At 71.5% G+C, this 26,332-nt stretch carries 26 protein-coding genes and 1 tRNA gene; 9 read left to right on the top strand and 18 right to left on the bottom strand.

The genetic code is table 11. The features are described from left to right. Nucleotides 1–111 precede the first annotated feature (111 nt). Nucleotides 112–1,590: an SLC13/DASS family transporter gene (locus IPJ95_11205; protein MBK7924181.1), complete on the top strand. Its 1,479-nt coding sequence runs from the start codon at nucleotides 112–114 to the stop codon at nucleotides 1,588–1,590. A 10-nt stretch (nucleotides 1,591–1,600) separates the two neighbouring features. Here IPJ95_11205 and IPJ95_11200 read toward each other — a convergent pair whose 3' ends face one another. From IPJ95_11200 to IPJ95_11175, 6 genes are all read right to left on the bottom strand, one after another. Further along, on the bottom strand, nucleotides 1,601–3,469 hold the full coding sequence (locus IPJ95_11200; GenBank protein ID MBK7924180.1) for a TonB-dependent receptor plug domain-containing protein: 1,869 nt from the start codon (nucleotides 3,467–3,469) through the stop codon (nucleotides 1,601–1,603). Then, nucleotides 3,466–4,950, bottom strand: coding sequence for a leucyl aminopeptidase (locus tag IPJ95_11195; GenBank protein ID MBK7924179.1), 1,485 nt, complete (start codon nucleotides 4,948–4,950; stop codon nucleotides 3,466–3,468). The genes IPJ95_11200 and IPJ95_11195 overlap by 4 nt, the downstream gene beginning before the upstream one ends. Nucleotides 4,951–4,992: 42 nt before the next feature. After that, a complete protein-coding gene (locus tag IPJ95_11190; protein MBK7924178.1) occupies nucleotides 4,993–6,132 on the bottom strand; it encodes a citrate synthase in 1,140 nt (379 codons plus the stop codon). Nucleotides 6,133–6,265: 133 nt separating this feature from the next. Next, the gene (locus IPJ95_11185; GenBank protein MBK7924177.1) at nucleotides 6,266–6,724 is read right to left on the bottom strand and encodes an Rrf2 family transcriptional regulator; all 459 of its coding nucleotides are present in this window, start codon (nucleotides 6,722–6,724) and stop codon (nucleotides 6,266–6,268) included. A gap of 24 nt (nucleotides 6,725–6,748) precedes the next feature. Continuing rightward, nucleotides 6,749–7,756, bottom strand: a complete 1,008-nt coding sequence (locus IPJ95_11180) for an AI-2E family transporter (protein MBK7924176.1) — start codon at nucleotides 7,754–7,756, stop codon at nucleotides 6,749–6,751. A 95-nt stretch (nucleotides 7,757–7,851) separates the two neighbouring features. After that, on the bottom strand, nucleotides 7,852–8,583 hold the full coding sequence (locus IPJ95_11175) for a hypothetical protein (GenBank protein MBK7924175.1): 732 nt from the start codon (nucleotides 8,581–8,583) through the stop codon (nucleotides 7,852–7,854). A 172-nt stretch (nucleotides 8,584–8,755) separates the two neighbouring features. Here IPJ95_11175 and IPJ95_11170 point away from each other — a divergent pair, with 172 nt between their 5' ends. Continuing rightward, the gene (locus IPJ95_11170) at nucleotides 8,756–8,977 is read left to right on the top strand and encodes a hypothetical protein (protein MBK7924174.1); all 222 of its coding nucleotides are present in this window, start codon (nucleotides 8,756–8,758) and stop codon (nucleotides 8,975–8,977) included. An 81-nt stretch (nucleotides 8,978–9,058) separates the two neighbouring features. Here the strand turns inward: IPJ95_11170 and IPJ95_11165 are convergent, their stop codons facing one another. The 3 genes from IPJ95_11165 to IPJ95_11155 form a co-directional block, all read right to left on the bottom strand. Then, nucleotides 9,059–10,057 (bottom strand): hypothetical protein, encoded by a 999-nt coding sequence (locus IPJ95_11165; protein ID MBK7924173.1) that lies wholly within the window; start codon nucleotides 10,055–10,057, stop codon nucleotides 9,059–9,061. A 17-nt stretch (nucleotides 10,058–10,074) separates the two neighbouring features. Then, the gene (locus IPJ95_11160) at nucleotides 10,075–10,923 is read right to left on the bottom strand and encodes a hypothetical protein (protein MBK7924172.1); all 849 of its coding nucleotides are present in this window, start codon (nucleotides 10,921–10,923) and stop codon (nucleotides 10,075–10,077) included. A 522-nt stretch (nucleotides 10,924–11,445) separates the two neighbouring features. After that, nucleotides 11,446–11,528: transfer RNA gene (locus IPJ95_11155), tRNA-Leu, on the bottom strand. A gap of 67 nt (nucleotides 11,529–11,595) precedes the next feature. On the opposite strand from IPJ95_11155, the gene IPJ95_11150 reads away from it, so the two are divergent. Continuing rightward, a complete protein-coding gene (locus IPJ95_11150; protein ID MBK7924171.1) occupies nucleotides 11,596–12,159 on the top strand; it encodes an inorganic diphosphatase in 564 nt (187 codons plus the stop codon). 15 nt (nucleotides 12,160–12,174) lie between these two features. Here IPJ95_11150 and IPJ95_11145 read toward each other — a convergent pair whose 3' ends face one another. From IPJ95_11145 to IPJ95_11120, 6 genes are all read right to left on the bottom strand, one after another. Next, nucleotides 12,175–12,891, bottom strand: coding sequence for a hypothetical protein (locus tag IPJ95_11145; protein ID MBK7924170.1), 717 nt, complete (start codon nucleotides 12,889–12,891; stop codon nucleotides 12,175–12,177). After that, nucleotides 12,891–13,889 carry a flotillin-like protein FloA gene (floA, locus tag IPJ95_11140; protein MBK7924169.1) on the bottom strand — a complete coding sequence of 333 codons (999 nt, stop codon included), beginning with the start codon at nucleotides 13,887–13,889 and terminating at the stop codon, nucleotides 12,891–12,893. Before floA ends, IPJ95_11145 begins: the two co-directional genes overlap by 1 nt. Nucleotides 13,890–13,913: 24 nt before the next feature. Beyond that, nucleotides 13,914–15,242: a nodulation protein NfeD gene (locus IPJ95_11135; GenBank protein MBK7924168.1), complete on the bottom strand. Its 1,329-nt coding sequence runs from the start codon at nucleotides 15,240–15,242 to the stop codon at nucleotides 13,914–13,916. A 92-nt stretch (nucleotides 15,243–15,334) separates the two neighbouring features. Beyond that, complete coding sequence (locus IPJ95_11130; protein MBK7924167.1) at nucleotides 15,335–15,850, bottom strand: Spy/CpxP family protein refolding chaperone; 516 nt, start codon at nucleotides 15,848–15,850, stop codon at nucleotides 15,335–15,337. Continuing rightward, entirely contained in the window at nucleotides 15,850–16,368 is a 519-nt protein-coding gene (locus IPJ95_11125) for a hypothetical protein (protein ID MBK7924166.1), read from the bottom strand. The genes IPJ95_11130 and IPJ95_11125 overlap by 1 nt, the downstream gene beginning before the upstream one ends. Beyond that, on the bottom strand, nucleotides 16,365–16,919 hold the full coding sequence (locus IPJ95_11120; protein MBK7924165.1) for a sigma-70 family RNA polymerase sigma factor: 555 nt from the start codon (nucleotides 16,917–16,919) through the stop codon (nucleotides 16,365–16,367). The genes IPJ95_11125 and IPJ95_11120 overlap by 4 nt, the downstream gene beginning before the upstream one ends. A 126-nt stretch (nucleotides 16,920–17,045) precedes the next feature. Between IPJ95_11120 and IPJ95_11115 the strand changes: the two genes are divergently transcribed. From IPJ95_11115 to IPJ95_11090, 6 genes are all read left to right on the top strand, one after another. After that, nucleotides 17,046–18,245: an acetyl-CoA C-acyltransferase gene (locus tag IPJ95_11115; protein MBK7924164.1), complete on the top strand. Its 1,200-nt coding sequence runs from the start codon at nucleotides 17,046–17,048 to the stop codon at nucleotides 18,243–18,245. 4 nt (nucleotides 18,246–18,249) lie between these two features. Beyond that, the gene (locus IPJ95_11110; GenBank protein MBK7924163.1) at nucleotides 18,250–18,924 is read left to right on the top strand and encodes a glycerophosphodiester phosphodiesterase; all 675 of its coding nucleotides are present in this window, start codon (nucleotides 18,250–18,252) and stop codon (nucleotides 18,922–18,924) included. Between the two features lie 98 nt (nucleotides 18,925–19,022). Next, nucleotides 19,023–20,396, top strand: coding sequence for an insulinase family protein (locus tag IPJ95_11105; GenBank protein ID MBK7924162.1), 1,374 nt, complete (start codon nucleotides 19,023–19,025; stop codon nucleotides 20,394–20,396). Continuing rightward, entirely contained in the window at nucleotides 20,393–22,465 is a 2,073-nt protein-coding gene (locus IPJ95_11100) for an insulinase family protein (GenBank protein MBK7924161.1), read from the top strand. The genes IPJ95_11105 and IPJ95_11100 overlap by 4 nt, the downstream gene beginning before the upstream one ends. Before the next feature lie 23 nt (nucleotides 22,466–22,488). Beyond that, nucleotides 22,489–23,895: an amidohydrolase family protein gene (locus IPJ95_11095; GenBank protein MBK7924160.1), complete on the top strand. Its 1,407-nt coding sequence runs from the start codon at nucleotides 22,489–22,491 to the stop codon at nucleotides 23,893–23,895. Further along, a complete protein-coding gene (locus IPJ95_11090) occupies nucleotides 23,892–25,178 on the top strand; it encodes an amidohydrolase family protein (GenBank protein MBK7924159.1) in 1,287 nt (428 codons plus the stop codon). Before IPJ95_11095 ends, IPJ95_11090 begins: the two co-directional genes overlap by 4 nt. Nucleotides 25,179–25,230: 52 nt before the next feature. Here IPJ95_11090 and IPJ95_11085 read toward each other — a convergent pair whose 3' ends face one another. The 3 genes from IPJ95_11085 to rplU all read right to left on the bottom strand — a co-directional run bounded on the left by IPJ95_11085 (nucleotide 25,231) and on the right by rplU (nucleotide 26,288). Continuing rightward, nucleotides 25,231–25,572, bottom strand: a complete 342-nt coding sequence (locus tag IPJ95_11085; protein ID MBK7924158.1) for a hypothetical protein — start codon at nucleotides 25,570–25,572, stop codon at nucleotides 25,231–25,233. Nucleotides 25,573–25,690: 118 nt separating this feature from the next. Next, on the bottom strand, nucleotides 25,691–25,963 hold the full coding sequence (gene rpmA / locus IPJ95_11080) for a 50S ribosomal protein L27 (GenBank protein ID MBK7924157.1): 273 nt from the start codon (nucleotides 25,961–25,963) through the stop codon (nucleotides 25,691–25,693). A 7-nt stretch (nucleotides 25,964–25,970) separates the two neighbouring features. Next, nucleotides 25,971–26,288 (bottom strand): 50S ribosomal protein L21, encoded by a 318-nt coding sequence (gene rplU, locus IPJ95_11075; GenBank protein ID MBK7924156.1) that lies wholly within the window; start codon nucleotides 26,286–26,288, stop codon nucleotides 25,971–25,973. Between the last annotated feature and the right edge of the window lie 44 nt (nucleotides 26,289–26,332).

Raw genomic sequence — 26,332 nt, 5'->3', positions numbered from 1 at the left:
GCGCGCAGTCCTGGAAAGCGGGGAAGTATAACTGGGATCGTGGGTTACGGCTAGGGACCGGGGCGGCGCGACTTGCCTCCAGCCCCGGATGGCGGATCTTCCCCAGCACTCATGCCGCAAACATCTCACGGCGCGAACCGTGCCCGCAGCATTGCCCGCTGGGGCGGGCCCCTGGCGGGCCTCGCGGCCTTCCTGCTCGCGCCGGCGTCCCTCCCCCCGGAGGCGCAGCGGACCCTGGGCGCGGCCGCCTGGATGGTCGTCTGGTGGATCACCGAGTGCGTGCCGATCCTGGCCACCTCCCTCCTGCCGCTGGCGCTGTTCCCGGTGCTCGGGATCGCCACCAGCGCCCAGGCCGCCGCGCCGTATGCCAACGAACTGGTGTTCCTCTTCCTTGCCGGATTCCTGCTCGCCGCCGGGCTGGAGCAGTGGTCCTGCCACGTCCGGATCGCCTACCGGCTGCTGGCGCTGGTCGGGCTCACCAGCCGCCGGGCGGTGCTCGCCGTGATGCTGGCCACGGGCTGCATCTCGATGTGGATCTCCAATACCGCCACCGCCGCCATGATGTACCCGATCGCGCTGGCCATCGCGGCGCTCTTCCCCCCGGACGAGGCCGGGGGCGAGGTGCGGGCCGCGCTGATGCTCGGGGTGGCGTACGCCGCCTCCATCGGCGGCATGGGCACGATGATCGGGACCCCGCCCAACCTCGTGGTGGCGGGCGCGCTCCGCGAGCTCGCCGGGCGCCCGGTCAGCTTCGTCGAGTTCATGGCGCTCGGCATGCCGATGGTGCTGCTGCTGCTGCCGCTGTGCTGGGTGATCCTGGTCTTCGTGTGCTTCCGGCGCTCCAGCCACCTGGGCGCCGGCGGCCAGGCCCTGGTCCGGGAGCGGCTGCAGGCGCTGGGCCCGGTGCGGGGCGGCGAGGCGAAGATGTTCCTCGTCTTCGGCGCCACCGCCCTCGCCTGGATCCTCCGCGAACCCAAGGATCTCGGCGGGGTGTTCGTGCCGGGCCTCACCCAGCTGCTCCCGGCCCTCTCGGACGCCGCCATCGGCGTGCTCGCCGCGGTGCTGCTGTTCCTGGTCCCCGGCCGCACCGCGGAGGGCGAGCATCGGCCGCTGCTCACCTGGGCCGAGGCACGGCAGATCCCGTGGGACGTGCTGTTCTTCTTCGGGGGCGGCCTCTCGCTCGCGGCGGTGCTGGAGCGCCACGGGCTGACCACCTGGCTGGGCCAGGGGCTCGCGGCCCTCGAGGGGCTCCCGCCATGGGTCATCTACCTGGGGTTGGCGGGCGCGGTGGTCGTGCTCTCCGAGCTGGCCTCCAACCTGGCGGTGGCCACCATGATGATGCCGATCGCCGCGGCGCTGGGCCGTTCGCTGGGCCAGCCCCCCGCCCTGCTCATGCTGGTGGCGGGCTTCGCGGCGTCGGCCGGCTTTGCGCTGCCGATCGCCACCCCGCCGAACGCGATCGTCTTCGGGTCGGGGGCGGTCACGGTGCGGCAGATGGGGCGGGCGGGGGTGCTGCTCGACGTGGTGGCGATCGTGGTGATCGGGGTGGTCATCGCGCTGCTGGGGCCGCTGGTGCTCGGGTCGGGCTAGGCCGGACGCCCTAGTTGGCGAACTCCCACTTCACCCCGAAGGTCGAGACGAAGTTCCCGATGGGGAACCGCGGCACGTAGGTCTTCTGGCTCGCCTGCATGTTGTAGCGCTCCCAGTAGAGCAGGAAGCTGTCCAGGCGCAGCTCGATCTCGGTGCGCCAGAACGAGGCGCCGTCGAGGGCGATGGGCGCCCCGAGCGCATCCCGGCCGATGACCCCGTCGCCCCACGACTCGAACGCCAGCTGCGCCTTGAGGTCGAAGATGCCGCTCTTGAAGCGGCGCAGGAACTTCGACCGGATCGTGGCGGTGGTGAGCGAATGGGTGGGCGGCACCCCGTCGGGTCCGGCGCTGGAAACCGGGTCGGAGTACCACCCTTCGAGCGTCAGCCACTTCCGCGGGGCCAGGCGCCACCCGACGGTGAGCCACTCGGTCCGCGGGGCGGCGGCCACGCCGGGAATCCCCGGCGTGAAGGGCCGGAAGGCCAGCGGGCGGAAGGCATCGGTCTGCCCATAGCCCACCTCCAGGCCGGCCCAGGGCCGTTGCCACCGCAGGGTGCCCTGCCAGTCGGTGAGGGACTGGGCCTGGTCGGTGAGGACCGTGGGCGTGGCCACGATCGATCCGGTCCGGACAGTGGCCTGCGCCTCGAAGCCGAGCGGCAGGGCCAGCGCGCCGCGCACGGACACCCACCGGCTGGTGCGGTCGAGGTCGTGGGTCTGGTACCCCACCTCGGCCGCGGCGCTGGCATGGGCCAGGGGCGTCCATCCCGCCTCGCCGCGCACCTCCCACGGGGTCCAGCGCGAGCGGTTGAAGAGCCGCCCCGCGACCCCGAAGGTCGGGGTCCGCCACGCCACCACCGCCCCGCCCTGCCGGACCGCGTCCGTGACGCCGCCCCCCCGCCAGCCGGTACGCGTCACGAACCCGTCCACCCGCAGGCCCAGGTCGTCGTCGCGCGAGCGCCAGAAGGCGCGGAGCTGGGCGTCGTTCCGCTCCCCCGTCAGGCGGAGCTCGAGGGTATCCGGGCTCTCGACGAACGGCTTGCGGTCGGGGCTGGAGCGGATGAGCTGGGCCTGGAACCCAAGCCGCGCACTCGGCAGGTAGTTGGCCTGCAGCCACATGTTGGTGATATCGAAGTTGCTGCTGGTACCCGTCGCGGTGGGCGCCACCATCCGCTCCCCCGCGGCGGCCACGCCCAGCCCGTTGCCGAAGCGGTACTCGAGCGCGCCGGCGTAGCGGGCGATCGACCGGTCCCCCGAGCTGATCCCCACCCGCGAGTAGGGCGCCTTGGAGCCGTGGCGGTCGGTGAAGAGGTGCACCCGGAGCCCGGCCGGCCACCGCTCGATCTCCACCCGGTCGTACATGCTGAGGGAGAAGAACGACGGGTCCACGCCCAGTGAGTCCGGGCCGATCGGCAGGTAGGCCACACCGTCCACGAAGTACTCGACACTGGCCGGCCCCCGGCCCCGATAGTCGGGATACTCGGTACGGCCCACCCACCCGCCACGCCACAGGTAGACGCCGGGCACCCGCTGCAGCAGGTCGCCCAGGGTCTCCGCCATGGCCCAGTCGATCGAGTCGCGGGAAAGCACGATCCGGCTCATCGGCGTGGACGGCGTGCCCACCCCCACGAGCGGCAGCACGGGCAGCCGCACCTGCAGCGCCTTCTGCGCCTCGAGGTACCGTTCGGTGGTGTTGACGGTGTCGCGCCGGAGCAGCGAATCCGGGGGGATGGAGTCGAACGGGATCTGGCCGGCCACCGGGTGGGCGGCGACCGCGCCCAGGAGCAGCAGCGCCAGCGCCCAACGGGCGAACGGGAAACGGTGCCCGCGGCCCCGCTTCCCGTTCCCTGGCTGCTGCTCCCCGGCCGCCCGGAGGCTGCTCACCCCGCCCGCCCGAGCACGAACTCCGCAAACAGCCGCATGCACACGCCTGTCGGCCCCTTCACCCGGGTGCCATCCTCACGGTCGCTGTAGGCGGTGCCGGCGATGTCGATGTGGGCCCACGGGAAGCCGCTGACGAACTCCCGCAGGAACCACCCGGCGGTGATGCTCCCCGCGGGACGGCCCCCGGTGTTCTTCATGTCGGCGATGTCGGACTTGATCTGCTCGCGGTACTCGTCCCACAGCGGCAGCGGCCACACCCGCTCCCCGGCCCGCTCGCCGGCCCCGCGCAGCTCCTCGACCAGGGCGTCGTCGGTGCCCATGAGCCCCGAGGCGGCGTGCCCCAGCGCGATGACCACGGCGCCGGTGAGGGTGGCGGCATCGACCACGCAGGCCGGCTCGTAGCGCCGCGCGAACGACAGCGCGTCGCACAGGATGAGCCGCCCCTCCGCGTCGGTGTTGATCACCTCGATCGTCTTGCCCAGGTGGCTCGTGATCACGTCGCCCGGCCTGACCGCCGTCCCGCTCGGCATGTTGTCGCAGGTGGGGATGAGCCCGACCACCCGGACCCTGGGCTTGAGCCGCCCCAGCATCTCGAACACCCCGAAGACGGCCGCCGCGCCGGACATGTCGTACTTCATGTCTTCCATCTTGTCGGCCGGCTTGATGGAGATGCCCCCGGTGTCGAAGGTGATCCCCTTCCCCACCAGCACGACGGGCGGGCCCGCGGCCCCCTCGTACTCGAGCACGATGAACTTGGGCTCCTCGGCGCTCCCCTGCGCCACGGCGAGCAAGCCGCCCATCTTCTCGCGCGTGATGGCGGGGAGATCGAGCACGTTCCCCTTGAGGCCATGGCGCCGCACCAGGTCGCCGGCCTGCCGGGCCAGGTAGCCCGGCGTACACACGTTGCCGGGAAGCACCTGCAGGTTCCGGGTGAACGCCTGGCCGGCCGCGATGGCCGAGCCCACCAGGTGGCCGGCGGTGTATTCGGCGGTGTCGGTGGGGGCCAGCAGTTCGCCGCGCGCCAGCAGCGGCTTCGGCTCCTCCGGCGGCTGCTTCATGTCGAGGAAGTGCCACTGCCCGTAGGGCAGGCCTTCCGCGATGACCTGCCCCGCCTCGCGTGGCGTCAGCGCACCGAGCGACTCGGGCGCCACGAAGAAGGCCAGGCTTGGCAGCCCGATCGTCCGCGCCCGCTTGGCCGCCTGGGCCGCCGCGCGCCGCAACGCCCCCCGGCTCACCTCGGCCGCCTTGCCGAGGCCCACGAGGAAGATCCGCTGCGCCGCGCCGGCAGGATGCAGGAGGGCCGTCTCGTCCTTCTTGCCGGCAAAGTCTCCGGAGGCCAGCAGCCGCCCGATCGCCCCGCCGGTCTGGGCATCGAGCGCGGCGAGCGATGCGGGCAGCGGCCCCGCGGACACCGCCACGCCGAGGAAGGGGGTGGCATACCCGGCGGGCGCGGCAGGCTGGACGGTGGTGGCGAAGGACATGGGGCTCGGGAGGAGGATGAAGGTGGCCGCGGGCGGCGGCGCTTACCGCCGCTTCCGCAACGGCTTGTAGGCCAGGTCGACCGGCCCAATATACTCCGCCCGGGGGCGGAGCAGCTTGTCATCGCCGTACTGCTCGAGCACGTGCGCCACCCAGCCGGGCATGCGGCTGATGGCAAAGACGGCGGTGAAGAGATCCACCGGGATCCCCAGCGCCCGGTAGAGCGGCGCCAGGTAGAAGTCCACGATGGGGAATTGCCCCGTCTCGCGCAGCATCACCACCTCGAGCTCCCGGGCGGTCCGGTACAGCGGCCACGCGCCGGCCCGCTGGCATTCGGCCTCAGCCAGGCTCCGCAGCAGCCCGGTGCGGGGATCCTCGCCCCGGTAGACCACGTGCCCGAACCCGGGCACCTTCCGCTGCCGCGCCAGCCGCTCGCGCACCCACCCGTCCACCGCCTCGGGGGCGCCGATCTCCTCCAGCGCCAGCATCACGTGGCGGGTGTGCCAGCCGTGGCGCGGCCCCGCCAGCGCCGACATCCCGGCCAGGACCGCCCCGAAGACGTCCGCGCCGGTGGCGGCGGTGACCCGGGCCGCGAAGGTGGAGGGGTTGAGTTCGTTGTCGGCCCGCAGCACCAGGGCCGTGTCGAACGCCCGGGCGCTCTCCGCGCCCGGCGGCGTGCCGGTGAGCATGGCGAGGAAGTTGGCGGCGTGGCTCAGGCTCTTCCGGGGCAGCACCGGCTTCTGGCCCAGCCGCAGCCGGTGGTACGCGGCGACGACCGTGGGTGTCAGGCCGATCAGCCGGAGCCCCTGGGCCAGCGCGTCCTCGTGCCCCGGCGGCACCGCCACCGGGTGCTCCAGCGCGGCCACCGCCAGGACCACCCGGAGCGCGCTCATGGCGTCGGCGCCCTCGGGCAGCGCCTTGAGCGCGCGGAGGCAGGCCGGCGAGAGCTTCTGCCGGTCCCGGATCTCCCCGCCCCATCGGCGCAGCTCGGGGGCGGTGGGCAGGGCGCCCGCGATCAGGAGGTAGGCGGTCTCCTCGGCGGTGGACAGCTCACCGAGCTCGCGCACGTCATAGCCCCGATAGGCCAGCCGGCCGTCGGCGGCGGAGAGCCGGCAGACGGCGGAGGAGAGGGCGATGACGTTGTCGAGACCGCGGACAGGTTCTGGTGTGGTTCCGGCGCTCATGCGGGTGCGGTGGAGGTTGGCGGAAGGTTATCGCCGTCCCCCATGGTGGGCAACGCCCCGACCGCGGCACCGGGTCCCGCCGGCGGTCGGACCGATCCCGAGCCCAGACCCGCATACGCGGGGACACGCCGGGTCATCGCGCCACCTTGCGTGCGCTCCCCTGACGGCTCGCCGCCACCTGCTTCCGGTGTACGGTGGCGAGGCTGGTCTGGTCCAGGATCCGGGCCGTGGCGTCCCGCACTTCCTTCATGGCCAGCCGTACCCCGCAGGTGGCCTCGTCGGCGCAGTCCGCACAGGGCACGTACGCCGTCTGGCTGGCGCACGGGACCGGCGCCAGCGGCCCGTCGAACAGCCGCACCACCTGTCCGAGCATCACCTGCTCCGGAGCCTTCGCCAGCAGGTACCCGCCACCCTTTCCCTTCCGGCTCTGCACGATCCCCACGTTGCGGAGATCCAGCAGGATCAGCTCCAGGAACTTCTGCGGCAGCGACTCCTGCCGGGCCAGGTCCGCGATCCGCATCGGCTCGGCGTTGCCATGCTCAGCCAGCGCCAGGAGGGCCTTGATCGCGTACTTGGATTTCTTGGAAAGCATGCAGGACTCGTTCCAAACAGCAGACTAAACGGCAGGAGGCGCCGCCGGGGGATACTCCTCCCGGTACATCCGGCTCAGCTCGAAGAAGTACGACAGGGCCAGCGGGCCGATCAGGATCCCGAGCAGGCCGAAATAGCTCACCCCCCCGATAGCGCCGACCAGCGTCACCAGGGGGTGAATCTGGGCAAAGCGCCGGAACACCGCCGGCCGGATCACCACGTCGACATTTCCGACCAGGAGCACGCCGATCAGGATGAGGGTCACCCCGGCCCCGATCCGGTCCTCCAGCAGGAGCGTGAGCGCCCCCGGACCCCAGACCAGCCCCGAGCCCACCACCGGCAGCACCGCGAACACGACGGTCACCACCCCCCAGAAGAAGGCGTTCGAGAGGCCGGTCAGCCAGAAGGCGAGGGCCACGATCGTCCCCTGGATCACCGCGACGAGCCCCGTCCCCACCACCGTGGAGATCGTGACGTCGCGAAAGCGGTCGCGCAGCAGGTCGGCGTTGGCGGGGGAGAACGGCAGGTACGGCCGCACGGTCTGCCAGGTCTCCCCCGCCCCGAGCAGCAGGTAGTAGAGCAGGAAGAGCGAAATCGTCAGGTTGAGTCCGATCCGCGTGGCGGTGCCCAGCAGGCCGAAGGCGCTCGTGCCGAGCCAGGCCACCAGCGTCTCGCCGAGCCCGGCCAGCCGGGGGCCGATGGGCATGCCCGCCACCTCGAGCCCGGCCAGGCGGTCCAGCAGCGGCCCCCGGATCACCCCGCTCGCCACCTCCTGCGCCTGGTCCAGCACCAGGCCCGTGAAGGTGACCGTGGGCACCACCAGCATCACCAGCGCCACCAGCACCAGGAGCCCCGCGGACACCCCGGGCCGGACCCGCCGCGCCAGCCGCGTGTGCACCGGCGCGAAGATGACGTACAGCACCAGCCCGCCGATCAGGCCGCTCAGGTACGGGGCGAGCGCGACCAGGAGCCCCAGCCCGAGGAGCAGGATGACGAGGGACGCCCGTTGCTGATTGGTGGCGAAGAGGGGCATGGCTGCCGAAGTATGCCGGAGCCATGCCCCCCGCGAAAGAGCGAGGCCACCGCCCGCAAGCGGTGGCCCCGTTTCCGGCGGCGGCTGGCCCCGTGTTACAGCCGGAACTGCAGCCCGGCCATGAAGACCGGGGTGAACTTGGGTTGGGCCACGGCCGCATCGGCGTCGGAGTAGGAGAATCCGGCCCGGGGATTCTCCTGCCCGCTGCCGCTCGGCGTGTAGGCCGTGTCGTGGCCGTACATCCGGCTGCCGAAGAAGTAGTCCGCGCCCGCGGTGAGGCTGATGCTCACCGAACGGCTCACCGGATACGAGGTCTCCAGCCCGGCCCCGAAGCCCCAAGGGGAGCTCTTCACGTCGAAGTCCTCATTGGCCCCGACCAGTCGGTAATTGCCGGTGAACCAGGCCCTCCGCAGGCCAAGGTAAGCCTGGGTGTTGTGGCCGGCCAGAAGGCCCACCGGATAGAGCAGGTCGAGCTTGAGGCCCCAGGTGTGGCTCTTGTCCTGCGGGGTGCCATTGGTGTTGTCGTTGATGAAGGCGTGGCGGGCCCCCTGGGCGTTTCCGCCGTTCCCGGCGTTGTACCGCAGCGAGAGCCGGGGCCGCAGCGGGAAGCTCTTGAAGAGATTGACCGCCGTCACGGAGAGGTCCGCCCCGCGCCCGGCGTTGTAGCCGAGGGCCATCCCGCCGAGCAAGTGGGTGGAGCCAGCCGGACGCTGGGCCGCCGCGGGCGCAGCCGCCGGCGCGGGGGTGGAGGCGGGTCGCCGGGTCTGGGCGACGAGCGGGCCGGCGCCGCAGGCGGCGGCAAGCACGATGAGGGATACGCGGGTCATGAAAGTCTCCGAGGTTTCGCGTAGTCTACGCGGCACCGGAGCACATGGCCGTGAGGCGAATCACGACGCGCCAGCCTTCGCGTGCCGTTCATCGGAGGTTCATGAATGACGCAATGCCGAGTCAGGCGTTCGCGCTTTGGTGCGAGGCCCGGCCGCGGCAGGCCGCCCGACGGTGCCTAACGCACACTGGCTGCGGGTGTACAAGCTGCGCCACAACAGCGCCACGCTGGGCATTGAGGCCGGGGAGGGCCTCAAGACGGTGAGCGAGCGGCTGGGTCACTCCACCATCACCCTCACCGCTAATGTCTACAGCCACGTGGGCGACGGCACCAAGCGCAAGGCGGCCGTGGCGCGCGAAGCGCTGCTGTTCGGCCCCGCCGCTGCGGTCCGGTAACACACCCGCCCCGGGCCAGGCTGCCCCGGGGCGGTGTCACATCCACTCCGGACGCTTACGAGCGTCCGACATCACGGTGCGCTAGCAGGGCGGCTTGTTACCGTTGGCGACGGTCGCGATGAGCTGCCCGTTGTAATAGAGCCGGAGCGTGCGCTTCTCAATAGTGGTGATGAATACGCTTCCCGGCTCCCCACCTTGCGATTTCGCTGGCACCGTCACGGAGCCGGTTTCGGAGCCGTTGACCACATTCCACGTCAGCGGCACCGCCACCGTGTTGAGATTCCGCACCTTGAACTTGTTGCCGCAGACGTAGCTCAGGTTGATCAGTGCCGTATTCACCGGCGGCGGGCTGATACTGATGATGTAGTCGGCATTCGCCTTGAGGAGCCAGTAGGCGTTGTCGTTGACCGACCCGCCGGTGGTGTGGTTGGTGGCGAGGTCGGCGTTGAACTGGGTGAGGTTGGCCGGCTGGGCCATAAGGTAGCTGTGGAGCGTGTTGCAAAGGGAAGCGCTGGTAACCCAGGTCAGCGAGCAAGCGTCACTGCGAAGGCTATCCAAGCGGGTGGTGAGTGAGGCAGCCGTGTATCCCGGCGGCAGTGGGTCGACTCCCACCGCCTTGATCTGCACGGAGTTGAACACCAGTGGGTCACCAGACGGCAACGTGTCCTCCTCAACAACAGGTAGCGCGAATCCTGAGACGTGCGCATCCGCAATCCCGAGCACGCCCGAGGCCTTGAAGGAAACCGTCTGTGCCGGAAAGCCAGGTCTCAGAATGCTATCTCCCAGAACCCCCCACCGGACAACAGGCCTCCCCCCGTACTGGCTCGCCAGGTGCCAGCTACTGCCGGGCAAGGGGGCAATGATCTGGATCGGAGGCGAGGGCGCTTCGAGAGTCAGAGCTAGCAGCCGCTCCGCACTTGCTCCTTGATTGAACACGCTGTAGGACACCACGACCGTGTCTTGGCTTCGAGCGACCCCGCTCACCGAGACGTCCACAGTGAGGTTGGTCCCCGGCGCACCTTGGGCGGAGAGACCGCTGACTCCATAGAAAAGCGAAACGGTCAGGCCGATCTTCGACACGCGCGCTCCCTGACCAACTAGTGGTAGTAAAGGTGAAAGTGATCTCCCTCCACCCCGACACGATGCTGAGTCAGTTCCTGCCAGACAGTGACGACAAGCGTGCTCTCAGCCGAGGTGAAGTCGCGGACGAAGGTCGTGCCATTGAAGACCTTCGTTCTCAGATCAATGTCTTTGCCGGCTCGGTGGACCTGGTGACACCCTGGCGGAATTGGCACGACAGTGCCATTCCCTCGCGTGAACACGCACCCCGGGTCGTCATTCCACCACTGTCGCCGGAGGTCGAACTTCCCACCCAGCGGGAGGGACGCATCGTTGTACTCCAACTTGCGACCGAACCGTGCCTGAAAGGAATCGGCGAGGGCCCCAAGCGCTGGAATCATCTCAGGAACAACCGCGATATTGAGCGGGTGGATCGTAAGGGACCCGATTGTATCGAAGTTGGTGCCAGGCGCAAGAATCGTGAGTCCGGGCACCCCCACAGCGAACGTGACCGCATTGGGAATGACTGGCGAGCTACTCTGTGCCCTGATGGTGATCGGGCCGCTCAAGCCGCTTGCCCGGTACGAAATGACAGCGATTCCGCCCGGTCCGGTATTGACGGTTGCCTGGGACAATGTGCCGGTGGACTTGGCGAAGCCGCTGGCCCCGGTATGCATGTGCCCGTAGGGCGCGTCCGTACCCGTCCCTGAGCTGTCCGCTACTTCGAGCGTCAGAGTCACCGTGCGGTTGGGCAAGTGCCCACCCTCGCCCCCGGAGTCCACGGCAACCCAGACCACAACCGTATCGGGCCACGGGCCGCCGTTCGGGTGATTTGGGGCCCCGCCGGAGCGCCCGAGGTCTGTCGGGCAAATCAGCGCCTGCTCCACATAGATGGCCACTCCTGCTGTGTCGCCGCCTCCGTTCGAGCTGCCGAAGATGGTGGACGGGCACCCGCACCCCGAGCCGGCACCCAGAGGGCAGCACCGGGGGTCTATCACCTGCCCAGTGGGCCCGTCAAACCGGCGCACACCGGGCGCCAGCACCTCGCTGCAGCCCCAAACGACGGCCACGCCAACAGCCACCCCGAGGAGCCTTGCCAGCGGAAATCGCATCATGCCCCAACCCTGAGCAACTAAAGTTGCGCCGGAGGTACCGCGTGACCGTCAACGGAACGTCAACCGAGGGTCAAACTCTGGTCCCACGGCGCCAAGGTAGCCGATTCCGCGCCACGGCCCGGTGACTCGGGTCACGCGCTCCCCCGCCCCGACCGCGTCAGCACGCCGCCGCGGTGGCCGTCCCCCAACTCGGGCCCACCCCGGGTCCACCGACGCCCCGAAACGCCAACGGCCGCCCCGAGTGGAGCGGCCGTCAGTCGTAGAATCCCCTACCCTGCAACAGCTTATCAACAGTGCCCGAGGTGGGAGTCGAACCCACATGAGATCGCTCTCGGCGGATTTTGAGTCCGCTGCGTCTGCCATTTCGCCACTCGGGCCCGGCGGGAGTATCACGCCCGCCCCGCCGATATGCAAGGAACCCCGGGAGGGTGCTACTTTTCTCCCATGCCACCAAAATCCTCCGGCCGCGGCCTCCACCCGTGGCACGACATCGCGACCGGGCCCGAACCGCCCGCCGTCGTGAACGCCATCATCGAGATCCCCACCAACACCCGCAACAAGTACGAGCTGGACAAGGACTACGGGATCTTCCGCCTGGACCGGGTGCTCGCCTCGGCGGTGCACTACCCCGGCGACTACGGCTTCTTCCCCCGCACCCTCGGTGACGACGGCGACCCGCTCGACGTCCTGGTCATCACCACGATCCCGGTCTTCACCGGGTGCCTGGTGGAGTGCCGCCCGATCGGGCTCTTTCACCTGATCGACCGCGGCAAGGCCGACGAGAAGGTGCTGGCCGTGCCGGTCAGCGACCCGTATTCGGAGGGGATCAACGAGCTGGCCGACATCCCCCAGCACATGCTCAAGGAGATCGAGCACTTCTTCCAGGTCTACAAGGACCTGGAAGGGGTCACCACGCGGACGCGGGGATTCGAGGGCGCGCAGGAGGCCCGCGAGGCGATCACCTACGCCATGGGGCTATACAAGAAGAAGTTCGGGCGCCGCCGCTAGACCGCGTCCGCGGTACTACTCCAGGGCCTTGGGCGGGCCCAGGATCTCGCGCCAGATGAAGGCCTGGCGCAGGTTGGCCGGCGCAAACCGCGGCCCGGCGAGGGCACGATCCGCCGGGGCGCGGACCTCCGCATCGAACTTGGCGTGATCGCGGGCGCTGTGCGGCTGGTTGCGCGCCTCCGCCTCCCGGATCCGGCGCTGGACGATCGCCTCCGCCTCGTCGTCCTGGTCGACCTCCACACGCGACCGCTTCCGCTCCAGCGCCGCGATGGCCTCGCTCTCCGACCGCACCACCTCCGGCACCATCCCATCATCAAAGCTGGCCCGCTCCTCCACCTCTTCATGGCTGCGGAGGCCGGGGCCGGCGTGTCGGCCCAGCGGTCCCCGCTCGGGGTCGGTGGCCGGGTGGGAGCGCCGCGGCGCCTGACCGGTCCCGGCGGACGACCGTCGGGGCGGCGCCTGGCGTTTCGGCGCGGTCGGCGCCGGCCGCGATGCCGGTGTCTCCGGCCGGCGCTGGGTCTTCACCTTCTCGATTTCCCGCAGGATGCTCTCGAGGCTCAAGGCCTCCTGCTGGGTCCCGCTGGGCTCCGCCTCCACCGGAGAGGGCGGCGCGCTCGGCCGCGAACGCGCCGCCTTCTGCCCCGCCTTCTGCAGCAGGTTCAGGACAAAGTAGATGACGCCGAGGACAATCAGCCCCTCGATGCCGGCGGCTTCCCGCAGGGGCAGCGGCACTAGGTGCCCGACCCCTGCCCGCCGGTCTCGGTCTGGCCCGCGATCGAGGCGCGCATGCTGGTGTCGGCCTGCATGTTCCGGTAGCGCTGGAAGTCCATGACTCCGAGGTTGCCGCTGCGGAACGCGTCGGCAATGGCCAGCGGCACCTGGGCCTCCGCCGCGATCACCTGCGCCCGCTGCTTCTGGCTCTCCGCCTTGAACTCCTGCTCCATCGCCACCGCGAGCGCCCGCCGCTCCTCGGCCTTGGCCTGGGCGATGCGCTTGTCGGCCTCGGCCTGGTCGGTCTGCAGCTCGGCACCGATGTTCTTGCCCACGTCCACGTCGGCGATGTCGATCGAGAGGATCTCGAACGCCGTCCCGGCGTCGAGGCCCTTGGCGAGCACCGTCTTGGAGATCATGTCCGGGTTCTCGAGCACCGCCTTGTGGGTCTCGGCGGAGCCGATGGCCGACACGATGCCCTCACCGACCCGGGCCAGGATGGTCTCCTCACCGGCGCCGCCCACCAGGCGGTTGATGTTGGCCCGGACGGTCACCCGCGCGATCGCCAGCAGCTGGATGCCGTTCTTGGCCATCGCCGCCACCTTGGGGGTGGTGATGACCTTCGGGTTGACGCTGACCTGCACCGCCTCGAAGACGTCGCGGCCGGCCAGGTCGATCGCCGCCGCCTGCTTGAAGGGCAGCGGGATGCCCGCCTTGTCGGCCGAGATGAGCGCGTTGACCACCCGGCTCACGTTGCCGCCGGAGAGGAAGTGCGACTCGAGCTCGTTCAGCGTCACCTGCTCGAGCCCCGCCTTGTGGGCGTTGATCAGCGGCAGGACGATGTCGGAGGGGTTCACCTTCCGGAACCGCATCCCGAACAGGGTCAGGAACGACACCCGGACCCCCGAGGTGATGGCCTGCACCCACAGGCCCACCGGGATGAACCGGAAAATGATGACCAGGCCGATGAAGCCGATGAAGAACAGGGCGATCAGGAGCCCTGGGGCGAGCGAGCCGATCTCTTCCACGTGTCTGTCTCCGGGTTAGTCCTGCACCTGCCGCACGACATGCCGGTATCCCTCGGCGCGCATCACCTCGATGCGCGCCCCGGCCTTGATGTACTCACCTTCGGTAACCACGTCCACCTTCTCACCCGCCACGGTGGCCACGCCGGCGGGCCGCAGGTCCGTCACCGCCACCCCGGGCCTGCCCACCAGCTCCGGGCGCGGCAGCGCGGAGATGTACCCTTCGGCGGCTTGTGCGCGGCCCTGGTGGATCAGCCCGGTGAACCGCCCGCTGTTGGGCAGGTGCCGCAGCCAGGCGTAAGCGACCGCCAGGGTGATGAACACGCTCGCGGAAAGCACGGCGAGCGCCTGCATCACGTCACCTCCGGAGGGGAAGTTGCCAAGCATGGCCAGGACCACCGCCGCGCCGATCAGCAGCGCGCCGAGCACCCCCGCGACACCGAACCCGGGGAGCAGGAAGACCTCCACCGCCACCGCGATGACGCCCAGGCCGAGCAGGATGACCTCCTCGAGCCCCGCCAGGCCGAGCACCAGGCTCGAGCCGAAGAACAGGCCGAGGGAGACGAACCCGACCAGCAGGCCGATGCCGTGGGCCCCCGCCTTGATCTCCGCCAGCAAGGCCAGCACGCCCAGGGACAGCAGCAGCGGCGATACCACCGGGTTGGTCAGGAAGCGCACCACCAACTCGGCCCAGTTGAGCTCCACCAGCTGCACGGTCGCCCCGGCCAGGCCGGCGGCGGCCAGGGCTTCGGCCTCGGTGTTCACCTCGGCCTTGGCGTACCCGACCCGGAGCGCCTCACTGGTGCTCAGGGTGACCAGCTGCCCCGGCTCGGCGAGGCCGGGAGCGCCCAAGCTCTCGTCTACCATCGCCTCGGCGATGCGCGGGTCGAGCCCCTGCTCCTCGGCCAGGGCGCGGAACTCGGCCCGCATGGCGCTGACGTACTTCTCCGGCGCCTTGGTGCCCTGACCGTCGACCGGCGTGGCGGCGCCGAGGACGGCCCCGGCGCGCATGTAGATGCCGTCGGTGCTGAGCGCGATCAGGGCCCCGGCGCTGTAGGCGCGGGGATTGACGAAGGCATAGACCGGAATACGGGAGGCACGGACCGCGTCGGCGATCCGTTCGGCGGCGTCGACCCGGCCGCCCGGCGTATCGAGGTCAAGGAGGATGGCGGCGGCGCCGGCCGCGTTGGCCTCGCGGACCCCCCTGGCCAGATAGGGGGCCAGGCCGTTCTCGATGGTCCCGTGGACGTCGAGCCGGTAGACCACGGCGGGCCGCTCCTGGGCCGCCAGGGGCGTCACGAGGGTCAGGCCGAGTGACAGTCTGAACAGTGTGGCAGCGATCCGCATCTCCCACTCCTCACCCGAAACTGGGCCTGAAGGTAGTGGATGAGCGGATACGGGGGAATGGCACCCGGAGTTCCACCCTCCGGGGCCGGAGTCTAAGGTTGGCGCAACCGCCGCCGGAACGGGGGCCCTGCCGTGTCGGCCCGCGCCTCCTGCGCCTGCTGGATGCGGTCGAGCAGCCGTTCCCGCATGATCAGGAACTGGGCCCGCTGCACCGGATCCAGGAAGGCGGAGAGCTCGCGCACCTCGTCCTTGTAGCTCTGGACGTAGCGGATCTTGAGGTCGAGCAGCTGGTCGGTGAGCCGGCCGACGTTGTCCCGGTCGGCGGCCACCCCGGGGCGCAGCTCTCCCGCGAGCCCCTGCCGCAGGCGGCGTTCCTCCTGTTCCATGACCCGCCGCTTCACGAAGTAGGCGCCCACGACCTCCGTCATCCGGGAGGCCTGCTGGTCGGTGAGCCCCAGTTCCTCGCGCACCCGGGCGGTGAAGCGCTCCTCGATCAGGCGGCGCAGTTCCCCGGCCCGGGTGCCGGGATCGATGGCGCCCGGGTCCTGCGCCGCGAGCGGCGCCACCACCAGCCCCAGCAGGACGATCAGGCATCGAACGGTTCGCATTACCCCTCCAGGGAGCGCAGCACGCGCTCCAGTTGAGCGTCATCCAGGTCCCCGAGGGCCGGCGGGGCCACGGCTCCCCCCTCCGTGAGCGGCGCCTCGAGGCCATCCAGCACCGCCTCGAGCTGGCCCTCGTCGAGTGATTCCAGTTCGGCGAGCGGCACGTAGAGCCCCGCCGTCGCGATCCCGGGCCGTTCCCCGCCCGGGTCCGGCGCGGGCCCCGACGTCCGCACCATCAGCACCAGGGCCGCGGCGGCGGCCAACCCGGTGAGCGCCCCGCCGCGGATCCACCGGGTCCGCTGGCGCCCGGCCCGGAGTTCCCTGAGCACCGCGCCACTGACCCGCGCCGGATCGACCCGGCGGGCCGACCCGTCGCCCAGACGCCCGGCGGCCTGCACCAGGCGCCATTCGAGGGCGCAGTCAGGGCAACCGGTCAGGTGGGCCTGCGCCTCGGCCGTGAAGGCACCGGCGCCGTGCGCCACGGCGACCATCCGTTCAGTGACCTGCTCGCAGGGCGTCATGCGATGAGCTCCTTCAGCCGCTTGACCGCGTGGTGGTAGTGCACCCGGGCCGACCCCGGGGTGGTCTCCAGCGCCTGCGCGATCGCCTCGTATTCCATCCCCTGCTGCGCCCGCAGCAGGAACACCTCGCGCTGCAGCCGGGGCAGCGTCCTGAGCCCGTCGGCGAGCTGCCGTTCCGCCTCGCGGGCGTCGAGGGTGGCCGCGGGATCATCGGCGGCGGCGAGGTCGCTGTCGTCGAGCGAGAGGACCGTGCGACCCTTCCGGCGCCGGAACTGGTCCTTGAGCAGGTTGCTCGCGATGCTCAGCAGCCAGCTGCGGAAGGCCGACTCGCCCCGCCAGCTGTCCAGGGCCCGGAACGCCTTGATGAACGTCTCCTGCACCAGGTCGTCCACCTCGCCGTGGTCGGCGCCGGCGGCGGCGAGGAAGCGCGCCAAGCCCCGGGCGTGCCGCGCGACCAGCTCGGTCGCGGCGGCCTCGCGCCCGTCCCGGAAGGCCCGGACGAGGTCGGCGTCCGGGGTACTCGCTGATTGCAGGGCGGCCGGCACTGGCATCGTCAACGGGGAGACGCCCTTCCACGGCGGGTGTTAAGTTCTCCGCAGGCTGGAGGATGGGACGGTGCCCGTCCCCGCCGCAAGCGCGGCCCCGTAAATTGCGGTCACCCCGTTCCTGGATCCACCGTGTCCGACGCCTTCATTTCCCACGCCCTCCGCACCCCGATCGGCCGAGCCGGTGGCTCCCTGGCCGATGTCCGTCCCGACGACCTCGCGGCCGTGGCCATCCGCGCCCTCGTGGAACGGAGCGCCATCCCCGCCGACCTGATCGAGGACGTGATCTTCGGCTGCAGCAACCAGGCGGGGGAGGACAACCGGAACGTGGCCCGCATGGCCGCCCTGCTCGCGGGGCTGCCGGTGTCGGTGCCAGGCCAGACGGTCAACCGGCTCTGCGGCTCGGGGCTGCAGGCGGCCGCCAGCGCGGCCCAGGCGGTCCGGGCCGGCGAGGGCGACGTGTTCATCGCCGGGGGCGTCGAGAGCATGACCCGGGCGCCGTACGTGATGCTGAAGAGCGGGTCGGCCTGGAATCGGACGCCGCCCCCCATGGCCGACACGACCGTCGGGTGGCGCTTCACCAACCCGCGGATGGCCAGGGACTGGACCATCGCGCTCGGCGAAACGGCGGAGCGGGTGGCGGCGCAGTACGGCATCAGCCGCGCCGAGCAGGATGCCTTCGCCGTCGAGAGCCAGGCCCGCGCCCAGGCCGCGATCGCGGCCGGGATCTTTGCGGATGAACTCGTCCCTGTTCCCCTCGCCGACGGCAAGGGCGGCACCGCGAACGTCACGGCCGATGAGCATCCGCGCCCCGGCGTAACCCTCGAGGCGCTGGCCAAGATGAAGCCGGCGTTCCTCAAGGACGGTACGGTGACCGCCGGCAGCGCGAGCGGCATCAATGACGGCGCCGCCGCGCTGACGGTGCTGAGCACGGCCGGCCTGGCACGCACGGGCGCCCGCCCGCTCGCCCGGATCGTGGCGAGCGCGGTGGCCGGGGTAGACCCGAGCGTGATGGGGATCGGGCCCGTGCCCGCGGTCCGGAAGGTCCTCGCCCGCGCCGGCCTCCGGACGGCGCAGCTCGACCTGATCGAACTGAATGAGGCCTTCTCCGCCCAGTCCATCGCCTGCATCCGCGACCTGGCCCTCGATCCCGCCCGGGTGAACGTCTACGGCGGGGCGATCGCCCTGGGGCACCCGCTGGGCGCCAGCGGCGCCCGGATCCTGGCCACGCTGGTCCACGGGCTCCGCCGCACCGGCGGCCGGTACGGGCTGGCGGCGATGTGCATCGGCGTGGGCCAGGGCATCGCCCTCGTGGTGGAACGGGTGGACTGACCCCATGCCCGCCCTCGCAATCGCCCATCGCGGCGCCTCGGGCCACGCCCACGAAAACTCCCCCACCGCCTTCCGCCGGGCCGTGGCGCTGGGCGCCGACGGCGTCGAACTCGACATCCACGCCACCAGCGATGGCGAGCTGCTGGTGCACCACGACCCCCACGTGGCGGGGGTCGGCGCCATCGGCGCGCTGCCGGCCTCGGCCTTCGGCGCGTACCGCCTGCCCAACGGCGAGCCGATCCCGACGCTGGCGGAGGCCCTCGGCCTGCTGGCGGGACTCGACGTGTGGGTCGAGGTGAAGACGCTGCCGCCGGTGTTCGATAAGTCGCTGTTCGAGGTGCTCGACGCGGGCCCGACGCCGGAGCGGTACGCCGTGCACGCCTTCGACCACCGCATCATCGCCCGGCTGGGGGAGCGGCGGCCGGAGTTGCCGCGCGGCATCCTGCTCGCCTCGTATCTCCTGGACACGTTGGCGGTGCTGCGCGGATCCGGAGCCGACACGCTGTGGATGGAGACGCACCTGATCGATGCGCCGCTGGTCGACGACCTCCACGCCGCGGGCTTCCAGCTGGTGGCCTGGACCGCCAACGACCCCGCGGAGATCGCGCGCCTCGCCGCGCTCGGCGTCGACGGGATCTGCGGCAACTACCCGGAACGGATCGTGGCCTCCCGGGGCTGACCCGGCAGTCGCGGCACGGCACCCGGGCGGCTACCTTCTTCCCTCCCCTCCGGCCGCGCCGGAGCCGCCGTACACCCCCGACCGGTCGTCAACTCCGCGTGCCAGCCTCTGCCCCGACTCCCCGACGTTTCGTCCTGCGCCTGGCCGCCTGGTGCGGTGGCGCGCTGCTGATCACGGCCCCGCCGCTCCACGGACAGGCCGTCGGCCCCCTCACCTACGAGCAGTTTGCGCTGCCCAACGGGCTCGAGGTGGTCCTCGCGCCTGACCACAGCTCCCAGGTGGTGGGCATCAGCGTCTGGTACGACGCCGGCTCCCGCAACGAACCGGCTGCCAAGGCGGGGCTGGCGCGGCTGTTCGAGCGCCTGCTCTTCGCCGGCACGGCGCACGTGCCGCCGGGAGGCCACGCCACCGTCGCCACCGACCTGGGCGGACGGGTGAGCGCCTCGGTCGATGAAGAGGTGGGCCGGTTCACCACGGTGCTTCCCTCGAGCCGACTGGCGCTCGGACTGTGGCTGGAAGCGGAGCGGATGGGGTCGCTGGCGGTGAACGACACGACCGTGGCCGAGGCCAGGCTGGGGCTGCTGGATGAGCTGCGCGGGCAGCTGCAGAACGAGCCCTATGCCGAGGCCATCTCCCGCGGCATCGGCTCCCTGTACGATTCCACCAGCTGCGCCGGCTACACCCATTCGCCGGCGGGCACCCTGCTGACCATCTCGGCCCTGGCCACCGCGGACGCGGCGCAGTACCGGAGCGAGCGATACGCCCCCAACCGCGCCCGCCTGGTGGTGGCCGGCGACCTCGATCCGGTGGCGACCCGGCGCCTGGTGACGGAGTACTTCAGCGGCATCCCGCGCGGCCCGGACGCCCCGGCCGCGACCTGCACGCCCAGCTACCGTCCCGGGCCGCGGGAGCTGCGTGCCACGGACCCGAACGCCACCAGCATCGGCGCCGGGCTGGTCTACCGGATCCCGTCCCACGAACACCCAGACACCCCGGCGCTCGAACTGCTGGAGATCATCCTGAGCCAGGGGAGCGCCGGCCGGCTCACCTCGGAGCTGATGCGCTCCGCGCGCGCGGCCTACGGGACCCAGGGCGGCATCCTCGGCGAGCGACGGGGGCCCGGGGCGTTCGCGCTCTTCGCCATCGCGTCGCCCGGGGTGAGCGCCGATTCGCTGCTCGGGCTCCTGGCCCGGCAGAGCGCCTGGGCGGCGGGCCCCGAGATCACGGAGACGGACCTGGCACGGGCGAGGACGATCTACCTCGCCGGCGCGGTGAGCGGCCGGGAGCGTCCCGGTGATATCGCCGGGGTCCTGCAGCACGCCGCCACGTTCCATGGCTCGGCCGCGGCGGCCAACACCGAGGTGGCCCAGGCGCAGGCCGTCACCCTGGCCGACCTGCGCCGGGTGGCGGCCGCCTGGCTGGTGCCCGCGAACGCGCTCACCCTCGTCGTGACCCCGGAGGCCGCGCGATGACCGCCGCCCGCCTGTTCCCCCTCGCGCTGCTCACGCTCCCGTTCGGGCTGCGCGCCCAGCAGCCCGCTGCGGAGCCCCCCGCCGCCGCCCCGGTCACGGCGGCCGCCCTGCCCCGCGCCCAGGAGGCGCTGCTGCCGAACGGGCTGCGGCTGGTGCTGCTGGAGCAGCACCGGCAGCCGGTGGTCTCGGTGGCCCTCACCGTGGCGGCGGGCAGCGCATTCGATGCCGAGGGCCGCGAGGGCACCGCAGACCTGCTGGCCGCGCTGCTGACCCGTGGTGGTGGCGCGCGCGGCGCGGCCGAGGTGGCCCGCGCCGTGGAGGAGGTCGGTGGCTCGCTCTCCGCGATCGCGGACCCCGACCAGCTCACCCTGCAGGCCGATGTGATCTCACCGCAGGCGGCGCTCGCCTTCGAGCTCATGGCCGACGCCCTGCTCCGCCCCACGCTCGACTCGGCCGAATTTGCCGGCCAGCGCGACCGGACCGCCGCCTCGCTTTCCCAGGGCCTGGGGGATCCCGGCACGCTGGGTGCCCGCGTCTTCCTGATCGGGACCTATCGGGAGAGCCCGTACGCCCGCCGGCCGACGCCCCAGAGCGTGGCGGCCATCACCCGCCAGGACCTGCTGGCCTTTCACCGCGCCCGGGTTCGGCCCGCCGGCGCGCTGCTGGTGGTGGCCGGCGACATCACGCTGGTGGAGGCACGCCGCCTGGCGCTGCGCTGGTTCGGCGGGTGGAAGGGGCTCCGGCCCGCCGCCCTCCCGGCACCGCGCCTGAGCCCCGTACCCAAGGGCATCCTCCTGGTGCACGCCGGCGGCGCGCGCGAGGCGAACATCGTGCTCGGCAGCACCACCTTTGCCGGCACCGACACGGCCTATTACGCCGCCGCCGTGCTCAACCGGATCCTGGGTGACCCGCGCGCCGGACGCCTGGCGCGCGTCCTGGTGAGCCAGGCCGGCTGGACGCAGGCCGCCGGCTCGTCGTTCCTGCGCACCGCCAGGCTGGGCCTGGTCCAGGCCACGACCACCGTGCCCGCGGAGGTGGCGGATTCAGCCGTGCGGGTGATGTACGCCGAGGCCACCCGGCTGCGCGCCGACCTGGTCCCGGCGCGGGAACTGGAGCGGGCCCGCGAAGCCGTGGCGGGAGCCTTCGCGCTCCAGCTGCAGACCGCCAGCCAGCTCGCCGCCACGGTCAGCGAGGCGCGGGCCCTGGGCCTGCCAACCACCTACCTCGCGGGGTACCGGCCGCGGGTCCTCGCGGTCACCGCGGCCCAGGTGCGCGCCGTGGCGCGACGGATGCTGCCCGAGGCGGGCGTGGTGACCGTGGTGGTGGGCGACGCCTCCAAGCTGTATGACCGGCTCTCCGCGATCGCGCCGGTCCGGATCTTCGCCGCGGATGGTCGCCCGCTCTCCCCGGAGCAGGTCCAGCCCACGGCGGCGGCCTGGCAGCTCGACACCGCGCCGGTGGCGCCGCGGATCGACTCCCTGGTGATCGTGGCGCAGGGTCAGACGGTGGGGCTGCAGGTGGCGCGCATTGCCCGGGCGGGCGATTCGCTCGTCTACGTGGAGCAGACGGCGCTCGGCACCGTGCTCTCGCAGACCACCACGCTGGTGTTCGAGCCGGCGGGGCGGATGCGGTCGCTCGACCAGCACGGCACCGTGCGGGGGCAGGACACCCGGATCCAGCTCCGGTACGCCACCGACCGGGTGCGGGGCACCGCCGACCTGGCCACCGCCGCCGGGCCGCGCCACGTGGACGTGGACACCCCGGTCCCCCCCGGCGTCGTGGACGACAACGCAGTCCAGGCCGTCCTCCCGCTCCTGCCGTGGGCGCTCAACCGGCGCTGGAGCTTCCCGGTCTTCGCCTCGGGTGAGAACCTGATCCGGACGCTCACCCTCACCGCCGCGGACATCACGCAGGTGAGCGTGCCCGCCGGCACCTTCGAATGCTACCGGGCCGACCTCGAGGGGGGCCCCCAGCGGGTCTCGTTCTTCGTCACCACCGCCGCACCGCACCGGGTGGTGCGGGTGGAGCTCGCCAACTCGCCGATCGTGTTCCTGGCCGTCAACAAGTAGCCTCACCCCGAAAGGGCCGACGCATGCGCACCCTGTACGCCGGGCCGCTGCTGCTGCTCCCCCTGCTCGGCTGCGCCGCCGCGGCGCAGTCTCCCGCCGCCGGCGCGCCGCCCGCCTCAGCCACGGCGGCCGACGCCAGCTGGAGCCGGCCGCAGTACCCCTCGACCTACCAGCGACATCCCGAGGCGCCGGTCGTCATCCGGAACGCCACCATCCTGACCGCGGCCGGCCCGGAGCTGACCGGCGCGTCGATCGTGCTGGCCGACGGGAAGATCGTGGCGATCGGTACCGACGTACCGGTGCCCGCCGGCGCCCGGGTGGTGGATGGCACGGGCAAGGTCGTGACCCCGGGGTTGATCGACACCCACAGCCACCTCGGGGTGTACGCCGCGCCGGGTACCTTCGGCGAGAGTGACGGCAACGAGGCGACCAGCCCGGTGACCTCACAGGTCTGGGCCGAGCACAGCTTCTGGCCCCAGGACCCGCAGATCCCGCTCGCCATCGCCGGGGGGGTCACGATCATCCAGGCACTGCCCGGGTCGGCGAACCTGATCGGGGGACGCTCGGCCACGCTCCGGCTGGTGCCCGCGCGCACCGTGCAGGAGATGAAGCTGCCGGGCGCGCCGTACGGCCTCAAGATGGCCTGCGGCGAGAACCCGAAGCGGGTCTACCAGAACCGCGGGCCCTCCACCCGCATGGGCAACATGGCCGGGTACCGGGAGGCGTTCATCCGGGCGGAGCGCTACCGGCACCAGTGGGATGCCTGGCGCAAGACCCCGAACGGCACGCCGCCTGACCGCGACCTCCAGCTCGAGACGCTCGCCGAGGTGCTGCGCGGGAACATCCTGGTCCATAACCACTGCTACCGTGGCGACGAAATGGCGCAGATGCTCGACCTGGCCCACGAGTTCGGGTTCCGCATCCGCTCGTTCCACCACGTGGTGGAGGGCTACAAGGTGGCCGACCTGCTGGCCCGCGAGGGCACGGCGGCCTCCGTGTGGGCCGACTGGTGGGGGTTCAAGATGGAAGCCTTCGACGGCATCCCCGAGAACGCCGCGCTGCTCCAGGCGGGCGGGGCCCGGACCATCATCCATTCCGACAGCCCCGAGGGCATCCAGCGCCTCAACCAGGAAGCGGCCAAGGCCCTGTACGCCGGCGTCCGGGCAGGCATCCCCGTGACCCGGGAGCAGGCCATCCGCTGGATCACGGCGAACCCGGCCTGGGCGCTCGGCATCGAGGAACGCACCGGCACCCTCGAGCCCGGCAAGGCGGCCGACGTGGTGCTGTGGTCCGGCGACCCGTTCTCGGTCTACAGCAAGGCGGAGCAGGTCTACAACGAGGGGTGGCTGGTGTACGACCGGAACGATCCGCGTCGGCAGCCGCGCACCGACTTTCACCTGGGCCAGACCGCCCCGGGGGTGGGACGATGAGCCGGCGGCGCGGTACCCATGCGGCGCTGGCCGCCCTGTTCGCCGCCACGGCACCGGCCGCCGGTCAGGCGGTGGCCATCACCGACGCGACGGTCTACCCGGTGACCGGGCCCAGGATCGAGCATGGCACCCTGGTGATCCGCGACGGGCGCATCGTCGCCGTCGGCGCCGGGGTTCCGGTGCCCGCCGACGCCCGGCGCATCGACGGCCGCGGCAAGGTGGTGACCCCGGGCTTCTTCCATGCGCAGGGGGCGATCGGCCTCGGCGTGGGCCGGGCGCTGGCGGAGGAGAAGGACGAGGAGTATGCCGCCATCGGGGGGACCACCGACGCCGAGCACACCGGTGACGTCAGCGCGAGCTTCAACGTCCTCGCGGCTGTCGACGCCGACGCGGTGGCCATCCCCGTGGCCCGCATGGGCGGGGTCACGGGCGTGGTGGTGATGCCCACGGATGGGCTCGTCGCGGGCCAGGCGGTGATCCTCCGCCTCCGCGGCGCCGCTGCCGGCGAGATGCTGATCCGCTCCCCCGCCGCGATGGTGGCCGACCTGAGCGACCAGAGCCGCGGGGCGGGTGGTGGCAGCCGCGCCGGAGCGCTGGCCCGGCTCCGCAGCCTCCTGACCGATGCCGCGGAGCTGCGGCGCCGGCCGGCCGACTGGAGCCAGAACAGGATCCGGCCGCTCGCCGCCCCGGCCGCGGACCTCGAGGCGCTCTACCCCGTGCTCGACGGCACGCTCCCCCTGTACGTGCGGGCGCGGCGCCAGGGCGACATCGAGAACGCGGTGCGGCTGGCGCAGGAATTCCGCCTCCGGCTGGTCATCCGGGAAGGGACGGAGGCCTGGCGGGTGGCTCCGCTGCTGGCCGCCGCCCGGGTGCCGGTGGTCCTCGACTCCCGCGACAACATCCCCTCCTTCGACGGCCTGCGGGCCCGCTCGGACAACGCGGCGCTGCTCCGCGCCGCCGGGGTCAGCGTGATCCTCTCGGGCCAGGATGCCGGTGGCCAGATGAACCTGCGGTTCGAGGCGGGGCATGCGGTACGGAACGGCATGGCGTGGGACGACGCACTGGCGGCGGTAACCCTGGCGCCGGCGCAGGCGTTCGGGCTGGAGGACCACTACGGGTCGCTGGCCGCGGGGAAGGTGGCCGACGTGGTGGTGTGGAGCGGGGATCCCTTCGAGTTCAGCACGGGGGTCGAGCTGGTCCTGATCCAGGGCGCCGAGATGCCGCTCACCAGCCGCATGACCGAGCTGCGGGACCGCTACCGGACCCTGCCGCCGAGCTACTGACGGGACCCGCGGGGCAACGCACGACGGGCGGGCCTTGCGGGCCCGCCCGTTGTCATTTGAGGATCTCGGCCTCGCCGGTCTGGGCCGTGGACGGCGGGGGGGTCTCGCTCACCGAGACGGACTCGCCCCGGGTGGCGGCCATTTCGCGCTCGACCCGCGCGATCGCCACATCGTGGCCGTCGATCCGCTGCAGCCAGGCATCCAGCTCCAGCTGGTCGACGCTCATGCCGCGCTCGCGGCGGTGGATCAGGTAGCCGAGCCGCCGGGCGGCCTCATCGCGCTCGCGCAGGAGCCGGAAGCGCTCCAGCTGCAGCTTGCCGCCATCCAGCGCCTGCTGGGCCTTCTTCCCGAAGCTCTCAAGTTCCTGGTTCAGCCGATCGAAGATCCCTGCCATGCGGTCCCCCGGCGTGTGGTTCGGCCCACCTGACGCGGTGGGGCGAGGCTCGGTTTCAGGATGCACAAAGGGGTCAGGTCCGGGAGGACCCGACCCCTGGGGCAACCGCGGCAGGGACTCAGCTGGCGGCGGACGCGGCGGCCGGATAGACCGAGATCTTCATCCGCTTCTTGTCCTTGTGCTCGAACTTGACGATGCCATCGACCAGGGCAAAGAGCGTGTGGTCGTTGCCGAGCCCCACGTTCTTGCCGGGATGGAACCGGGTCCCGCGCTGGGTCACGATGATGTTGCCCGCGACCACCCGCTCGCCGCCGTAGTGCTTGACGCCGAGGTACTGCGGATTGGAATCGCGGCCGTTGCGGCTGGAGCCGACACCCTTCTTGTGAGCCATGGGATCCTCACCCGACCTTGACGTCGGTGATGCGGACGGCCGTGTACTTCTGCCGGTGGCCGGTCTTGCGGCGGTAGTTCTTCCGGCGCTTGAACTTGAAGACGTAGATCTTGGGACCCTTGGCGAGCCCGATGATCTCGGCGGTGACCTTGGCGCCCTTGACGAGCGGGGCCCCTGCCTTGACCGTCGTGCCGTCGGAGGCGAGGAGCACCTCGTCGAAGGTCACGGTGGCCCCGGGCTCCGCGTCGTCCATCAGCGGGAGCTCGAGGGTCATTCCTTTTTCGGCCCGGAATTGCTTCCCGGCGGCGCGGAAAATCGCGTACATGGCGGACTCGTGCTGAAGACCGGTTACAAGAGCCCGGAAGTATA

This window comes from Gemmatimonadota bacterium (assembly GCA_016713785.1).
Classification (GTDB): domain Bacteria; phylum Gemmatimonadota; class Gemmatimonadetes; order Gemmatimonadales; family GWC2-71-9; genus JADJOM01.
Note: the sequence above shows the minus strand (reverse complement) of the source record. Positions and strands in the feature narration are given on the sequence as shown.

Excerpts from the sequence above, each read along its gene's own strand:
- IPJ95_11185 (MBK7924177.1), bottom strand. The coding sequence starts at position 6,724 with ATGCTTTCCAAGAAATCCAAGTACGCGATCAAGGCCCTCCTGGCGCTG.
- rpmA (MBK7924157.1), bottom strand. The coding sequence starts at position 25,963 with ATGGCTCACAAGAAGGGTGTCGGCTCCAGCCGCAACGGCCGCGATTCC.
- IPJ95_11100 (MBK7924161.1), top strand. The coding sequence starts at position 20,393 with ATGACCGCCGCCCGCCTGTTCCCCCTCGCGCTGCTCACGCTCCCGTTC.
- rplU (MBK7924156.1), bottom strand. The coding sequence starts at position 26,288 with ATGTACGCGATTTTCCGCGCCGCCGGGAAGCAATTCCGGGCCGAAAAA.
- IPJ95_11085 (MBK7924158.1), bottom strand. The coding sequence starts at position 25,572 with ATGGCAGGGATCTTCGATCGGCTGAACCAGGAACTTGAGAGCTTCGGG.
- IPJ95_11205 (MBK7924181.1), top strand. The coding sequence starts at position 112 with ATGCCGCAAACATCTCACGGCGCGAACCGTGCCCGCAGCATTGCCCGC.
- IPJ95_11175 (MBK7924175.1), bottom strand. The coding sequence starts at position 8,583 with ATGACCCGCGTATCCCTCATCGTGCTTGCCGCCGCCTGCGGCGCCGGC.
- IPJ95_11125 (MBK7924166.1), bottom strand. The coding sequence starts at position 16,368 with ATGACGCCCTGCGAGCAGGTCACTGAACGGATGGTCGCCGTGGCGCAC.
- IPJ95_11190 (MBK7924178.1), bottom strand. The coding sequence starts at position 6,132 with ATGAGCGCCGGAACCACACCAGAACCTGTCCGCGGTCTCGACAACGTC.
- IPJ95_11090 (MBK7924159.1), top strand. The coding sequence starts at position 23,892 with ATGAGCCGGCGGCGCGGTACCCATGCGGCGCTGGCCGCCCTGTTCGCC.
- IPJ95_11095 (MBK7924160.1), top strand. The coding sequence starts at position 22,489 with ATGCGCACCCTGTACGCCGGGCCGCTGCTGCTGCTCCCCCTGCTCGGC.
- IPJ95_11195 (MBK7924179.1), bottom strand. The coding sequence starts at position 4,950 with ATGTCCTTCGCCACCACCGTCCAGCCTGCCGCGCCCGCCGGGTATGCC.
- IPJ95_11110 (MBK7924163.1), top strand. The coding sequence starts at position 18,250 with ATGCCCGCCCTCGCAATCGCCCATCGCGGCGCCTCGGGCCACGCCCAC.
- IPJ95_11150 (MBK7924171.1), top strand. The coding sequence starts at position 11,596 with ATGCCACCAAAATCCTCCGGCCGCGGCCTCCACCCGTGGCACGACATC.
- IPJ95_11135 (MBK7924168.1), bottom strand. The coding sequence starts at position 15,242 with ATGCGGATCGCTGCCACACTGTTCAGACTGTCACTCGGCCTGACCCTC.
- IPJ95_11130 (MBK7924167.1), bottom strand. The coding sequence starts at position 15,850 with ATGCGAACCGTTCGATGCCTGATCGTCCTGCTGGGGCTGGTGGTGGCG.
- IPJ95_11180 (MBK7924176.1), bottom strand. The coding sequence starts at position 7,756 with ATGCCCCTCTTCGCCACCAATCAGCAACGGGCGTCCCTCGTCATCCTG.
- IPJ95_11120 (MBK7924165.1), bottom strand. The coding sequence starts at position 16,919 with ATGCCAGTGCCGGCCGCCCTGCAATCAGCGAGTACCCCGGACGCCGAC.